This is a genomic window from Methylosinus sp. is20ea (assembly GCF_059718135.1).
Genome location: NZ_AP046088.1, coordinates 1,480,155 through 1,493,522, shown reverse-complemented (window position 1 = coordinate 1,493,522; position 13,368 = coordinate 1,480,155). Strand labels below are relative to the sequence as shown.

Below are 13,368 nucleotides of genomic sequence, written 5' to 3'. Positions count from 1 at the left end.
CGGCTCGAAGATGTGGCGAAAGCCACGAGTCACGGCGATGCGTCGGTCGACGGCCTGCTCCCCGCGCCTGGACCCCGAATTTGCATCGCTCTGGCGCGCCGGACGAGCGCATAGGGCCTCGTCCGGCAAAATCGGGCTGTCGCCGAGATATGCTCGGCGAAGCCCTCGGAGATCCAAGGCGCCATGGCGGATATCGCTCGATCGCTGCTCGCTTTCCTCTGCTTCCTTCTCCTCGCCTTCGCGGTCAGCGACGATCGGCGGCGCATTCCCTGGCGCGTCGTGCTCGGCGGACTGGCGCTGCAATTGGCCGTGGCGCTGGTCCTCGCGCATTTTCCGCCGGCCAGACAGGCGGTGATGCTCGCCAATGACGCCGCCAACGCGCTCCAGACGGCGACCGAGGCGGGGTCGGGCTTCGTTTTCGGCTATCTCGGCGGCGGCCCGACGCCCTTCGAGGAGAAGACGCCGGGCGCCGGCTTCATTCTCGCCTTCAGGGCGCTGCCCATGGTGCTGACCGTATCGGCGCTGGCCTCGCTGCTCTTCTATTGGGGCGTCTTGCAGCGTATCGCCGGCGGCTTCGCCTTTTTATTGCGGCGCTCCATGGGCCTTTCCGGCGCGCTGGCGCTCGGCGCGGCGGTTCACATCTTCGTCGGCATGATCGAGGCGCCGCTGCTGATCCGCCCCTATCTCGCGCGCATGCAGCGCGGCGAGCTGTTCGCGCTGATGAGCTGCGGAATGGCCGGCGTCGCCGGCACGGTCATGGTCATTTATGCGGGTTTCGTCGCGCCCTTCCTGCCGGACGCGCTCGGCCATATCCTCATCGCCTCGGTGATCGCGACGCCGGCGGCGATCGCCGTCGCCGCGGTGATGTCGCCCTGGGACATCTATAAAGACAATTCCGAAGCGCAACTCGCCGTCGAAAATCCGCCGACTGGGGCGTTCGACGCCATCGTCAAGGGCGTCGCCGACGGCGTCGGGCCGCTGGTCGGCATCATCAGCGTGCTGCTGACGACGATCGCGCTGGTGACGCTGGTCAATATGGCGCTCGCGCATCTGCCGCAGATCGGCGGCGAGACGCCGAGCCTGCAGCTCGCTTTCGCCTATGCCTTCCGTCCGGTCGTCTGGCTGATCGGCGTCCCCTGGAGCGAGACGCCAGCGGCCGCTTTGCTGATGGCGACGAAGACGGTGGTCAATGAATTCGTCGCCTATCGCGATATGAGCGCGCTAGGCGCCGAGGCGCTGTCGCCGCGGAGCCGGCTGATCCTCACCTATGCGCTGTGCGGCTTCGCCAATTTCGGCAGCATGGGCATTCTCGTCGGCGGGCTGAATGTGATGCTGCCGGGCCGGCGCGCGGAGGTCACGCGTCTCGGCCTGCGCTCCATTCTGTCCGGCACGCTCGCCACCTGCATGAGCGCCACAGTCGCCGGGCTGCTCTTCGGCGGCTGAGGAAGGCGGCGGCCGCCGTCAGAAGCAGCCCTGGGCCTTCAGCTGCACGAGCCAGGCGCCGCATTCCGATCCGCCGCGGCGATGCTCGCGCGGGCCGCGGCCCCATTCGTCCTCATATTCGTGATGGCGCCGCTCCCTGCCGCGCTCACGACGCACGCATTCGTTGTAATTATTCTGCATCGCGAGACACAGCGGCACATTGGGCCCGGCCCAGGCCGCTTTCGGGGCGAAGCCGCCCGAAAGCGAGAGGACCGCCGCCAGAATCAGGGAGAGAAGAGAGACGCGCGTCATTCCTCGAAACCTTTCTGTTGGAGGCAAGTCTAACAGATTCGGTCACGCCGAAACAGCGCGGCGGCGGCGCTGCTGCCGCCAGCGGATGAAGCCGGTGACATAGAGAAAGGCGGGCGCGAGGCCGGCGAGGACGATGACGGCCTGGCCGCCGACGCCGAAGGCCTCGCCCGAATGGAGCGGCGGCAGCCATTCGAGGAGGCGCTCGCCGGCGCTGAAGGCGCTGCGATCCTCGGTGAAGAGAATCTGTCCGCTGAACTGGTCGATCGTCACCCTATTGCGGCCATTGGCGTGATTGGGCTCCTCCGACGCGCGCATGGAGACGACATAGACGCCCTTCTCATTCGTGTTCCAGTGGTCTTGCCGCCTTCGGAAAATATGATCGTTACGTGTATACACGCGACGCCGCATTGCTCGCCGCCAAGGAGCGCTTCCGTCCCATTCTGATGACGATTCTCGCGGCCATGTTCGGCGCTTGCCGCTCGCTTTCGCCGCCGGCATAGGCGCGGATCTGCGCCCGCCGCTCGGCATCACCATCGTCGGCGGCCTGCTGCTCAGCCAGATTCTCACGCTCTACACGACGCCGGTGATCTATCTGCTGATGAGCAAGGCGCGCATGCCGCGCCGCAGCGCCGCCCTTCCCGGCGCGCTGACGCCGTCACGATAGAACAACGCCATTCTCGTCGGCGCGGCGACGCTTTCGCCGGCCGCCTGCGCGCATGGAAATTCGCTCAGCGAACGATCCGCGTCTCACCCTCATGCATCGAAATGTCGCGAAGCGAAACTATGCTCTGCGCGTGATGGCGAATGATTGCGACGTGATTCTTCTTGACCTCGTGAAGCAAGGGTGAGACCTTTCTAAAAGTTGAGTGAAACGGAGTTCATAGACGTTTTTCAAAGGGCGACGCGAGGGCGCGCCCTGTCATCGGCCGAGTCGGGGCATGGGCTCGCGACTCTTCGCATGTGAAACAAAATCGAAACGCGGCCGACGCCGATTGCGCCGGCGTATAGCGTCATGTCTGTCGCCGATTTGCGGAGACGAGACGGCGATGACGCTCATGCTGGTTTTTCTATGCGCCACGGCTCGCCGAGGGCGCACGCCGATGTCGTGTGTTCGAAGGAGGCGATTTCGATGGCGCAGCTTTCTTATCCGGGCGTTTATATTGTCGAGAAATCCAGCGGCGTGCATACGATCGCGGGCGTCGCCACATCGATCGCCGCCTTCGTCGGCTTCACGCGCAAGGGCGAGCCCGACCGCGCGATCTCCATCACCAGCTTCTCGGATTTCGAGCGTCTCTATGGCGGGCTCGATCGCGACAGCCCGGCGTCCTACGCCGTGCGGCAGTTCTTCCTCAATGGCGGCTCGCTCGCCTATGTCGTGCGCGTCGCGACAGGCTTTGCGACGACCGGCTGGACGCTTTCCGACGTCGCGCCCGCGCCCGTTCTCGACATAAGAGCGGCCAGTCCCGGGCGCTGGGGCAATGATCTTCGCGTCAGCGTGCAGACGACGGGCGTGCGCAATGCGGATGCGGATTTCAATCTCGTCGTGCGGCAATTGCAGAGCGACGGCGTCACGCTCGTCGATGTCGAGACGCATCGCAATCTGAGTCTCGACTCCAGATCGTCGCAATATGTCGAGTCGGTGGTCGATAACGCCTCCGCCTATATTCGCGTGAAGCGTCGCGCCGGGCTCGCCTTCGCGCAGGCGGGCGCGGCGGTGAGCGGGGCGCCGACATTCCCGCTCAATCCGAGCGACACAACGATCGGCGGCGTCGTCGACGGGGTGACGCCTTTTCTGCTCGCGCTCGCAGGCGCGCCCTTCGCCGATATCGCTGCGCTCGTCACCGCGGCGACGGCGGCGATCGCCGCCGTGCCCGGCCTTTCGGCGCTTCTCGCCGCTTCGGATTCGGGCGCCGACGGCGCGGCCGGAACCGGCCATTTGAAGCTCGCATCGCTGACGGCGGGCGAATCCTCGAGCGTGGTGATCGCCGGCGGCGCCTTCGGCGGCCTCGCCGCGAGCGTGAGGCTCGGCCTCGCCAATGGAGGGCGCGAATTCACCGGCGCCGCGGCGCATCGTCCGGCCGCCGTCGCCAATGTCGCGCCGTCGACGGCCGGCGTCGACGGCTCCAAGGGCGGCCCGACCGATCTCATCGGCAATGAGAGCGCCAAGACCGGCATTTATGCGCTGCTCGATGTCGATCTCTTCAATCTTCTGCTGCTTCCCGAGACCTTCGACATGACGGCGGGCCAGGAGCTCGCGGTGATCGCCGCGGGCGTCGCGCTCTGCGAGAAGCGGCGCGCCTTCTACATCGTGGACGCGCCCTCCAATCGCACGCTGGCCAATATCGGAAGCTGGGGCGCGACGACGTCGCGTAACGCCGCGAGCTATTTTCCGCCGCTGCGCATACAGGACCCACTCGATGGGCTGCGTCCGCGCGCCATGGCGCCGTCGGGCACGCTCGCCGGCGTCTATGCGCGCACCGATGCGCAGCGCGGCGTGTGGAAGGCGCCGGCCGGCGTCGAGGCGACATTGAACGGCGTGCTCGATCTCACACTGCCGATCAATGATACGGAGAACGGCCAGATCAATCCGCTCGGCGTCAATGTGCTGCGCAATTTCCCGGTCTATGGCCGCGTCGCCTGGGGCGCGCGCACCATGCGCGGCGCCGATGCGCAGGCCGACGAATATAAATATATTCCCATTCGCCGCCTCGCGCTGTTCCTCGAGGAGAGCCTCTATCGCGGCACGCAATGGATCGTCTTCGAGCCGAATGACGAACCCTTATGGGCGCAGATCAGGCTCAATCTCAATGCTTTCATGAATGGGCTGTTCCGCCAGGGCGCCTTTCAGGGGACGACGCCCGCCGACGCCTATTTCGTGAAGTGCGACAAGGAGACCACGACGCAGGCGGATCGCAATCTCGGCGTCGTGAACATCGTCGTGGGTTTCGCGCCGCTGAAGCCGGCCGAATTCGTCGTGATCACCATACAGCAGATCGCCGGCGATCTGTGACGAGGGGGATTCGGACATGGCGCAGTTCACCGTCAACACTCACCGCTTCGACCCCTATAAAAACTTCAAGTTCCGCGTGAAATGGGACGGCCGCTATGTGCTCGGCGTGAGCAAGGTGGGCGCGCTGAAGCGCAGCACCGAGGTCGTCGAGTTCCGCGAGGGCGGCGATCCCTCCACCTCGCGCAAATCGCCGGGCCGCACGAAATACGAGGCGATAACGCTGGAGCGCGGCGTCACCCATGATCTCGAATTCGAGGCCTGGGCGAATAAGGTCTGGCATGTGAACGCCGGCTTGGGCGCGGAAGCGAGCCTGAAGGACTTTCGCAAGGACCTCATCATCGAGGTCTATAATGAGGCGGGCCAATTGGCGCTCGCCTATAAGGTGTTCCGCGCCTGGGTGTCGGAATATCAGGCGCTGCCGGATCTCGACGCCAACGCCAATGCGATCGCCATTCAGACGATCAAATTGGAGAATGAGGGCTGGGAACGCGATTCCGTCGTCGTCGAGCCGAGCGAACCCTCGCTCGCCGGCTGACGCGAGAAAGGCCGCCGACATGGATGTCACGGCGACGATGGCGATGCGCGAAGCCTTTGGCGCGGCGAGCGATCTCGATCTCGATTTCGCCGCTCCGCGTCCACGGCTCGTCGCGGCTCTGCTCGCCGGCTCTGGCGATGCGGAGGCCTGGCGCCGGCGCCCGGTGGGAGAGCGTATCGTCGCTCTCTTGCGTTTCTGTCGGGCGCATCTCGAGACGAATGAATTGGAGCTCGCCGCGCGCTGCGGGAGCGCCGAATGCGGCGAGACGTTCGGCTTTGCGCTTCCGATCGACGAATTGGCGGCTCTGCCGGCGCTGCGGGAGCCTTTTCGCGTGACCTTGCCGGAGGGACGCGCGGTGACGCTGCGCGCTCCGCTCGGCGTCGATCTCGAGCGCTGGCGCGCGGCGCGTCCCGCCTCGCGCGAAGAGGCGGCGCGCATCATGCTCGCCGATCTCGTCGTCGAAGGCCGCGCGGAGCCGCAGGATGAAGCGGCGATCGCCGAGGCGATGAGCGCCGCCGATCCGCTGACGGCGCTGACGGTCGCCGCGGCCTGTCCGGCCTGCGGCCGCGAGCAGAGCGTGGCGGTCGATATCGAGGGTCTCGCGCTCGCGCATTTCGCGCGGCGCCGGCAGACGCTGCTTCGCGATATCCATCGGCTCGCTGCGCATTACGGTTGGACGGAGGCGCACTGTCTCGCCGTGCCGCCGGCCCGCCGCGCCGCCTATCTGGCGTTGATCGAAGGAGAGGCGCCATGAGCCTCTATTTCGACGGCTTGATGCGATCGAGCGGCCTACCTCTGGGCGAGGCTCCGGTCGTCGGCCCGCTCGCTCGTCGCCCGGAGCCTCTCGCGCTCGAGGAGGCTTTGCCGGAACAGCCGGCGGCCCGCCCCGTTCCGGTGATCCCGTCCGCGGCGCCCTCGCCGCGCGGATGGATCGAAGCGCCGCCCGCGGACGTCTCGCATCCGATCGCGGCCACGACGAGGCCCGTCTCGGCCGCGGCGGCGGCGCCGGTCGCGGGTGCCGCGGCGGCTCTGTCGCCCTCCGTCATCACGCCATTGGCGGAGCCCGCCGTCGCGATGTCGGCGGAGGCGGGCATAGTGGCGCCGGCCCTCGCTCCCACCCTCTCGCAGGAGCATGTGCTGCAGAGCGTCATGCGCTGGATCGCCGCCGTCCCCGACGAGCGAGACGCAGAGGTCGAGGAAGCGCCCTCGCGCGCTCACGCGCCATCGCCCCTAGCGTCGGCGGCGCCCGCCAAAGCCCTCGTCTTCGCCGCCAGCCCGCCCGCGCCCGACGCCGAGGCCGGTCTCGATCGGCCTGTTTCGGCGTATGAAATCACCGCAGTCGAGCCGGCGATCCCGGCCCTCGCTTTCGCCGAGGCGCCGCGGCCGCCGCGCGCGGGCTTCGAGCTGTCGATCGGCGCCATTCATATCGAGATCGAAGCGCCTCCGCCGCCCGCTCTTCGCGTCGCCGAGCGCGCGCCGGCTCCCGCCCCGCGTCCGGCGCCGGAGCGCAGCGGGCTCTGGCGTCGCTCCTTGCGTGGGTTCTGACCATGGCGCTCGCGGACTCCGGCAGAGCGATCGGCGCGGCGACGAGGCTGTTGCGCGACCATCTGGTCCGACGCGGCTTCGACGTTTCGGTCGGCCGTCCGGAGGAGGCGGCGGCGACCGACGCCAACGACAAGCTCAATCTCTTCCTCTATGAGGTCGCGCTCGACGCCTCCATGCGCAATCTCTCGACGCGGCCCGGCGATCCGCCGCCGCTCTGGTTCGCGCTGCGCTATCTCATCACCGCCTTCGACGCGGGCGAGCGCAGCGATTCGGCCGCAGCCCATGAGCTGCTCGGCCGCGGCGCCTCGGCGCTCGCCGAGCTCGCCTTTCTGCGCCTCGACCCGTCCGTCGATCCGCTGGTGCGGCTCGCGCTCGAGAATAATCCCGAGCCGATAAAGCTCAGCTTCGACGAGGCCAGCGTCGAGCTCTTGTCGAAGATCATGCAGGGGAGCGAGGAGCATTATCGGCTCTCGCTGGCCTTTCAGCTGCGGCCGATCATGATCGTCCCGCCCGTGACGCCGCGCGGAACGCTGCTCGTCGGCGTCGATTATACGACGACTCCGCGCAGGATCATCGGGCCGGACGGCGTGAAGATCGAGACGCTTCCCTCGCTCGGCCCGGCGCTGTCGAGCGTGGAGCCGGATCGTTTCGAGGCCGGCGCGCTCATCACGTTGCGCGGCGACGATCTGCTCGGCGCCGATCTCGAGGTCGTGCTCGGCGATGTGGCGCTCGCCATTCTCGAGCGCGCGCCCGATCGCATCGTCGCGCGCGTCGAGGGCAGCCCCGGAACGCCCATCGCCGATGGCGCCGCGCTCTCGGCCGGCGAGCTGCCGCTCACCATCCGCAAGCGCTTGTCGCCGACGCGCGCGCGCAGCAGCAACATGCTCATCACGCGCCTGTCGCCGAGCGTCGGCGGCGCCTCCGTCGTCGCCGGAACGCTGACGATCACGGGCCTGCTGCTCGGAACGGAAGCGGATGACGTCTCCGTGCTGCTCTATCGGCCGGACGATGGCGCGACACTGCGCGTCTTCGAGGCGCCGGTCTCGGCCGCAGATCAAAAGAGCCTGGCCATCGCCAACGCCGCCGTGGGAACGCCGGCCGGGACCTATCGCGTCATCTTGCGCGTAAACGGTCAGCAGGCGCTGGCGAGCCCGACGGTGACGCTATGAATGCGGCCTCGCTCCGCGACGTCGCCGAGCCGGTCGGCTTCACGCCGGGACTGCGCGGCCGCGACCTCTGCGCGCGCTATTGGATGAGCCAGGTGACGCTCCGACTGCGGCGCGAAATCTGCTGGCTCTGGCGCCGCGCGCCGCAGGAGGAGCGCGTCGACGCGCTGCCGCCGCGTGTCGAGCGCTCGCTCGCCGCGCTCGATCTGCTGCGCTATGAGCGCGACAAGCGCCGTTTCTTCGGCGAAGATCCGACCGCCCGCTTTCTCACCGAGCGCATCGAAGCCGCCCCCGCGCCGATGGAGGCGCCGGCGCGGGGCTCCTTCGGCTGGGCGGCGGAACGGCTCGCCCTCGCGCCGGCGGAGCGCTTCCTGCTGGCGCTCGCTCTGCTGCCGGCGGTCGATGGCGCCGCGGGGCCAGTGCTCGCCGCCTGTCTCGACGATCCGGCCCGCACGGCGCCCACTCTCGCGCTGGCGCAGCGCCTATGGGACGAGCCCGAGGCGCTGCTCGCTTGTCTCGATCCGGCGCATCGCTTGTTCGCGCACGGACTCCTCGCGGCGAATGCGCAGGTGGGCGCGGTGGAATGGGACCGCCCGCTCGGCGTCCCGGCGCTGGTCGCGCGCGAGCTGCTGGCGCCGGGCGAGGACGCGCCGGGCCTGCGCATCGTCGCGCCGGAGCCGCTTCCCGCCGGCCTCGCCCCGGGCGCGCGGGCGCGGGTCACGGCGGCGCTCGCCGGCGACCGGCGGACGCTGGTCCCGCTCTACGGCGCGCCGGGCGCCGCGCTCGCCGGCGCCGCCGCCGCATTGGCGCGCGACGCCGGCGCGACTCTGGCGCGACCGGATGTCGCCCTGACGCGCGACGATCTCGCCCAGGCGATGACGACGGCGTGGCTGCGCGGCCATGCGCTCTATGTCGACGCCGGCCTGCTCTCCGACCCCGCGCACGAGACGCTCGCGCCGCCGCCGCTCCCAGCGCTGCCGCTGGCCATGCTGATCGGCGTCGCGCGTCGCGACACGCTGCGCAGCCTCGCGGATGCGACGCCGCCGATCGAAATTCCCGCACTCTCCTACGACGAGCGCCTCGCCGCCTGGCGCGCGGCGATCGACGATCCCGCGCTCGCGCCCAGCCTGCCGGAGACGGCGCGCCGCTTCCGCTACGAGCGGCCGGCCATCGCCCGCGTCGGCGCGGAGCTCGCGCGGCTCGGCCACGCTGGGCGCGAGCGCGACCTCTTCGAGGCGGCGCGCGCCGATCTCGATCTCGGCGGATTGGCGCAGAAAGTCCCGCCGCGCTTCTCGCGCAAGGAGCTGATGCTCGCGCCGGCGCGCGAGCGGCAGATCGACGAGATCGTGCGGGCGATGCGCAATCTCACCCGCGCCCATCACGAATGGGGAACCGCCCGCGCCTGGAGCGAGAGCGGCCTCGCCGTGCTGTTTTCCGGGCCGCCCGGCTGCGGCAAGACGATGGCGGCCGAAGTCATCGCGGCGGAGTCGTCGCTGCCGCTCTATCGCATCGATCTGTCGCAGGTCGTCGACAAATATATCGGCGAGACCGAGAAGAATCTGCGTCGATTGTTCGACGCCGCGGACGCCGCCGACATCGTGCTCTTCTTCGACGAGGCGGATGCGCTGTTCGGCAAGCGCAGCGAAGTGAAGGATTCGCACGATCGCTACGCCAATCTCGAGATCGGCTATCTGCTCGAGCGCATGGAGCGTTTCAAGGGCCTCGCCATTCTCGCCACCAATCGCCGCAAGGATCTGGACGAGGCCTTTTTGCGACGCCTGCGCTTCGTCGTCGAGTTCACGCAGCCCGCCGCCGAGGAGCGGCTGCGCATATGGCGCGCGGTCATTCCGGACGGCGTCGATGCGAGCGGGCTCGATCTCGAATTTCTGGCGCAGCGCTTTCCGCTGGCGGGCGGGCACATACGCTCGATCGTCTTTCAGGCGTTGCTGCAATGCGCCGAGCCCGGCGCGGCCAAGGCGCTCGACATGCCGGCGGTGATCCGCGCCGTGCAACGCGAATACGACAAGCTCGAGCGCGCTAGCAGCCTGGAGCAATATGGCCCCTACGCCGCTCTGGCGGCTGCGGAGAGGACGCAGAAATGACGCGCCGCGTGACGATCGATCGGCTGGAGCTGAAACTCCGCGGCGTCGCGCCGCGGACCGCGGAAGCGGCCGCGCGTCTGCTCGGCGGCGAGATCGCGCGCGCTCTGCGCGAGGCCGGCGTCGAGGGACGCGGCGCGATCGGCGGGCTCGACGCCGGACGCATCGATACGCCGCCGCGCGCCGACGCCGCGACTCTGGCGCAGCAGATCGGCGCGCGCATCGCGAGGCGGATCGGGGAGGGGCGGTCATGACGCGGCTGCGCGGCGCGCTCGTCGAATATGGGGCCGGCCTCGTCGGGCCGATCCCCAATGTGGTGATTTTCCAGTTCAATCCCGAGCAATTGTCGCGCTCGCTGGAGATACCGCAGCGCCCTACCGGCCCGACGCGCCGCGAGCAGACGCAGGCCGGCGAGAAGACATTCGAGCGCATCACGCTGAAGGCGCAATTTTCCGCCGCCGATATGCTGGCCGAAGGCAAAGCGCTCGCCGAGCTCTTCGGCATAGGCCCACAGCTCGCCGCGCTCGAGAAAATGGCGCAGCCCAGCGGCGCGCTCGCGGGGCTGATCGGCGCCGCGATCGACGCCATAGGCGCCGCGCTCGGCGGCGGCGACGACGACGCTCCGGCGCAACCCATACCGCGCGAAAAATATCCGCGCATTTTGTTCATCTGGGGTCTCACCCGCGTGCTGCCGGTGACGATCGATCAATTGAGCATCTCCGAGATCCAGCATGATTCCGCGCTCAATCCGCTGCGCGCGGAAGTCGACATTACGATGAGCGTCATCTCCGTCGACCAGTGCTCCGACGACACGCTCGCCAAGGGCGCGCTGGATTTCTCGACAATGGCCAAGGAGGCGCAGGCGATCGCCAATCTCGCCAACACGGCCGACCAGATCGTCGAGCTCATTCCGCTCTGAAGGAGTCTTGCGCATGTTCCTCCCCAATTCGCGCTACGCCGCCGTCGCGACGGTGGAGACCACGGCCTCGACGGGCGAGAGAATCGTCGCGCTGAAATTGCGTCGCCTCGCGGCGGCGGTCGGCGAGCCGCATGTCGTCGCGGGCGGCGACCGGCTCGATCTCATCGCGCAATCGGTCAATGGCGACGCCACGCAATTCTGGCATGTCGCCGACGCCAACGCCGCGCTCGACGCGAGCACGCTCGTCGCGACCGTCGGCGACACGCTGCTCGTTCCGAAGGGCTGAGGCGATGAGCGAGCCGCGCTTTCGAGTCTGGTTCGGCGATACGGCCGCCTCGGCCGATGTGTTGCGGCGCATAGAGCGCATAGAGGTCGTCCAGGAAATGGACGCCATATGGGAGGCGCGCATCGAGATGGCGCTCTGCCTCGACGAGAAAGGCGTGTGGCTGCATTGGCCGGGCGCGACGAGCGAGCCTTTCTCGCGCATTCGCGTCGAGATCGACATAGGCGACGGGCGCTTCGTTCCGCTCATCGACGGACCGCTCGTCTCCATCGACGGCGCGCTCGACGCCGAGCCCGGCCGCAGCGTCGCGTCCATGATCGTGCGCGACGACAGCGCCTTTCTCGATCGCGACGAAGATGTGGAGCCGCCTTTCGAGCATCGCAGCGACAGCGATATAGCGGAGGAATTGTTCCGCCGCTTCGCGCAGATTCGCGATACGCGCGTCGAGCGCACACAGGCGACGCCGCAAACGACGACGCGGCGCGGCACAGTGCTGCAATTCCTGCGCACGCTGGCGAGTCGCAACGACCGTCACGCCTATGTGCTGCCCGGCGCGACGCCCGGCGCCGCCATCGGCTGCTTCCTCGCCGATCCCGCCGGCCCCGAGGATCTGCCGCCGCTGCGGCTGCTCGGCGCGGATCGCAATCTCGCCGACGCGCGCATCGTCGAAAATCCGCATGGCGCCGAACGCACCGCCGCGCGCGTGCTGAGTCTGGATGATCGCGGCGTCGTCACTTTCGAGACCAGCGCCGCCGATCTCGGGCTGATGCGCGATCTTCCGGCGCGTCCGGTCGATCTGACGCCGCGCCGCCTGCTGCCGCCCGCCGACAATCTGCGCGCCGATCCGAGCGCCGCGGCGAGCGGGCGGGCGCGCCGCGCCGGCTATGTCTACACGCTGACCAGCGAGCTCGCGCCGGGCTGCTATGGCGCCGTGCTCGCGCCCTATCGAAAGCTGCGCGTCGACGCCGGCGCGACGCCCTATAGCGGCGCCTATCTGCTCACGCGCGTGACGCATCGCATCACGCCATCCGTCTATTCGCAGCACATTGAAGCCAAGACCGACTCGCTCACCCGCGTCTCGGGCGCGCAGGTCGCCGAGGCCGCGGGCGGCGCATTGCAGCTGTCCGTTTCCGCCAGCGTGGAGATTTTCTGACGATGTCCGATCTCATGATGTCCGATCTCATGGAGCAGACGCTCGAGCGCCTCGTCGAACGCGCCGGGACCAGCTTTTATGGCAAATATCGCGGGACCGTCACCGATGTCGACGATCCCGACAATCGCGGCCGCATCCGCGCCAGCGTCCCCGCCATTCTCGGCGATCATCCCTGCGGCTGGGCCATGCCCGCCGCGCCTTTCGCCGGCGACGGCCATGGATTCCTCATGCTGCCGAAAATCGACTCCGGCGTGTGGATCGAGTTCGAAGCCGGTCAATTGGACAATCCCATTTGGAGCGGCGGCTGGTGGGGCGCGGGCGAGCGTCCGCAGCCGGAGGGCGAGAAACTGCGCGTCATCGTCTCGGAGGCGGGCCATAAAATCGTCTTCGACGACGAGGGGCGCGAATTGCGCATCGTCCATGGCGACGGGGCGGAGATCAAAATGACGTCCGACGCGATCACGCTTTCCGTCGGCGGCTGCGCGATCGAGATCGGCGCGACGAAAATCTCCATCAACAATGGCATGATCGAAATCGGCCTCGGCGGCGTCGGCCTCGTCAAAGGCGCCATGGCTTTCGGAGTTCCGCCGACATGATCCCGCTTCTCACAACCACGAGCGTCGTGGCCTGCCCGCATGGCGGCCAGGCGCTGCTCGCCACCTCCAACACCGAGGCGATGGTCGACGGCGCCTATGCGCTGCTGCTCACCGACGAGCATCCGATCATCGGTTGCCCCTTCGCGCCGGTCGCGCCATCGCCCTGCGTCAAAATTCGATGGATCACCGGCGCGACGATGACATCGCTGCGTGGCGTTCCCTTCCTACTGCAGACGAGCGTCGGCCTCTGCCTCAACGCCGCGGAGGCGCCGCAGGGGCCGGCGCTGGTGCTGCAGACGCAACGCCGCGCCATGGGCGTGTGACGGAG

Annotated in this window: 15 protein-coding genes and 1 pseudogene; 14 read left to right on the top strand and 2 right to left on the bottom strand. The window is 68.3% G+C overall.

Translation table 11 applies throughout. The features are described 5' to 3' along the window. The first annotated feature begins 183 nt into the window (after nt 1-183). Entirely contained in the window at nt 184-1,443 is a 1,260-nt protein-coding gene (locus AC6IY7_RS06810; protein WP_497782312.1) for a NupC/NupG family nucleoside CNT transporter, read from the top strand. 18 nt (nt 1,444-1,461) lie between these two features. Here AC6IY7_RS06810 and AC6IY7_RS06805 read toward each other — a convergent pair whose 3' ends face one another. Together AC6IY7_RS06805 and AC6IY7_RS06800 are read right to left on the bottom strand one after the other, a co-directional pair. After that, on the bottom strand, nt 1,462-1,734 hold the full coding sequence (locus tag AC6IY7_RS06805) for a hypothetical protein (RefSeq protein WP_497782311.1): 273 nt from the start codon (nt 1,732-1,734) through the stop codon (nt 1,462-1,464). A gap of 42 nt (nt 1,735-1,776) precedes the next feature. Next, nucleotides 1,777-2,142, bottom strand: coding sequence for a PepSY domain-containing protein (locus AC6IY7_RS06800; protein ID WP_497782310.1), 366 nt, complete (start codon nt 2,140-2,142; stop codon nt 1,777-1,779). Here AC6IY7_RS06800 and AC6IY7_RS06795 point away from each other — a divergent pair. The 13 genes and pseudogenes from AC6IY7_RS06795 to AC6IY7_RS06735 form a co-directional block, all read left to right on the top strand. After that, nucleotides 2,127-2,398 (top strand): annotated as a pseudogene (locus AC6IY7_RS06795) (efflux RND transporter permease subunit); the annotation flags it as partial. The gene AC6IY7_RS06800 and the pseudogene AC6IY7_RS06795 sit on opposite strands and share 16 nt — an antisense overlap. 465 nt (nt 2,399-2,863) lie before the next feature. Beyond that, nucleotides 2,864-4,744: a phage tail sheath family protein gene (locus AC6IY7_RS06790; protein WP_497782309.1), complete on the top strand. Its 1,881-nt coding sequence runs from the start codon at nt 2,864-2,866 to the stop codon at nt 4,742-4,744. 16 nt (nt 4,745-4,760) lie between these two features. Continuing rightward, nucleotides 4,761-5,279 carry a phage tail protein gene (locus AC6IY7_RS06785; RefSeq protein ID WP_497782308.1) on the top strand — a complete coding sequence of 173 codons (519 nt, stop codon included), beginning with the start codon at nt 4,761-4,763 and terminating at the stop codon, nt 5,277-5,279. A gap of 19 nt (nt 5,280-5,298) precedes the next feature. Next, complete coding sequence (locus AC6IY7_RS06780) at nt 5,299-6,033, top strand: hypothetical protein (RefSeq protein ID WP_497782307.1); 735 nt, start codon at nt 5,299-5,301, stop codon at nt 6,031-6,033. Then, nucleotides 6,030-6,824: a hypothetical protein gene (locus AC6IY7_RS06775; protein WP_497782306.1), complete on the top strand. Its 795-nt coding sequence runs from the start codon at nt 6,030-6,032 to the stop codon at nt 6,822-6,824. The genes AC6IY7_RS06780 and AC6IY7_RS06775 overlap by 4 nt, the downstream gene beginning before the upstream one ends. 2 nt (nt 6,825-6,826) lie before the next feature. Further along, entirely contained in the window at nt 6,827-7,993 is a 1,167-nt protein-coding gene (locus AC6IY7_RS06770) for a Pvc16 family protein (RefSeq protein WP_497782305.1), read from the top strand. Then, entirely contained in the window at nt 7,990-10,092 is a 2,103-nt protein-coding gene (locus AC6IY7_RS06765; RefSeq protein WP_497782304.1) for an AAA family ATPase, read from the top strand. Before AC6IY7_RS06770 ends, AC6IY7_RS06765 begins: the two co-directional genes overlap by 4 nt. Beyond that, entirely contained in the window at nt 10,089-10,343 is a 255-nt protein-coding gene (locus AC6IY7_RS06760) for a hypothetical protein (protein ID WP_497782303.1), read from the top strand. The genes AC6IY7_RS06765 and AC6IY7_RS06760 overlap by 4 nt, the downstream gene beginning before the upstream one ends. Continuing rightward, nucleotides 10,340-11,008: a hypothetical protein gene (locus AC6IY7_RS06755; protein ID WP_497782302.1), complete on the top strand. Its 669-nt coding sequence runs from the start codon at nt 10,340-10,342 to the stop codon at nt 11,006-11,008. The genes AC6IY7_RS06760 and AC6IY7_RS06755 overlap by 4 nt, the downstream gene beginning before the upstream one ends. 13 nt (nt 11,009-11,021) lie before the next feature. Further along, the gene (locus tag AC6IY7_RS06750) at nt 11,022-11,294 is read left to right on the top strand and encodes a hypothetical protein (RefSeq protein WP_497782301.1); all 273 of its coding nucleotides are present in this window, start codon (nt 11,022-11,024) and stop codon (nt 11,292-11,294) included. A gap of 4 nt (nt 11,295-11,298) precedes the next feature. Further along, complete coding sequence (locus tag AC6IY7_RS06745) at nt 11,299-12,444, top strand: hypothetical protein (protein ID WP_497782300.1); 1,146 nt, start codon at nt 11,299-11,301, stop codon at nt 12,442-12,444. Between the two features lie 2 nt (nt 12,445-12,446). Next, the gene (locus AC6IY7_RS06740; protein WP_497782299.1) at nt 12,447-13,040 is read left to right on the top strand and encodes a phage baseplate assembly protein V; all 594 of its coding nucleotides are present in this window, start codon (nt 12,447-12,449) and stop codon (nt 13,038-13,040) included. Further along, entirely contained in the window at nt 13,037-13,363 is a 327-nt protein-coding gene (locus tag AC6IY7_RS06735) for a hypothetical protein (RefSeq protein ID WP_497782298.1), read from the top strand. The genes AC6IY7_RS06740 and AC6IY7_RS06735 overlap by 4 nt, the downstream gene beginning before the upstream one ends. Nucleotides 13,364-13,368 lie beyond the last annotated feature (5 nt).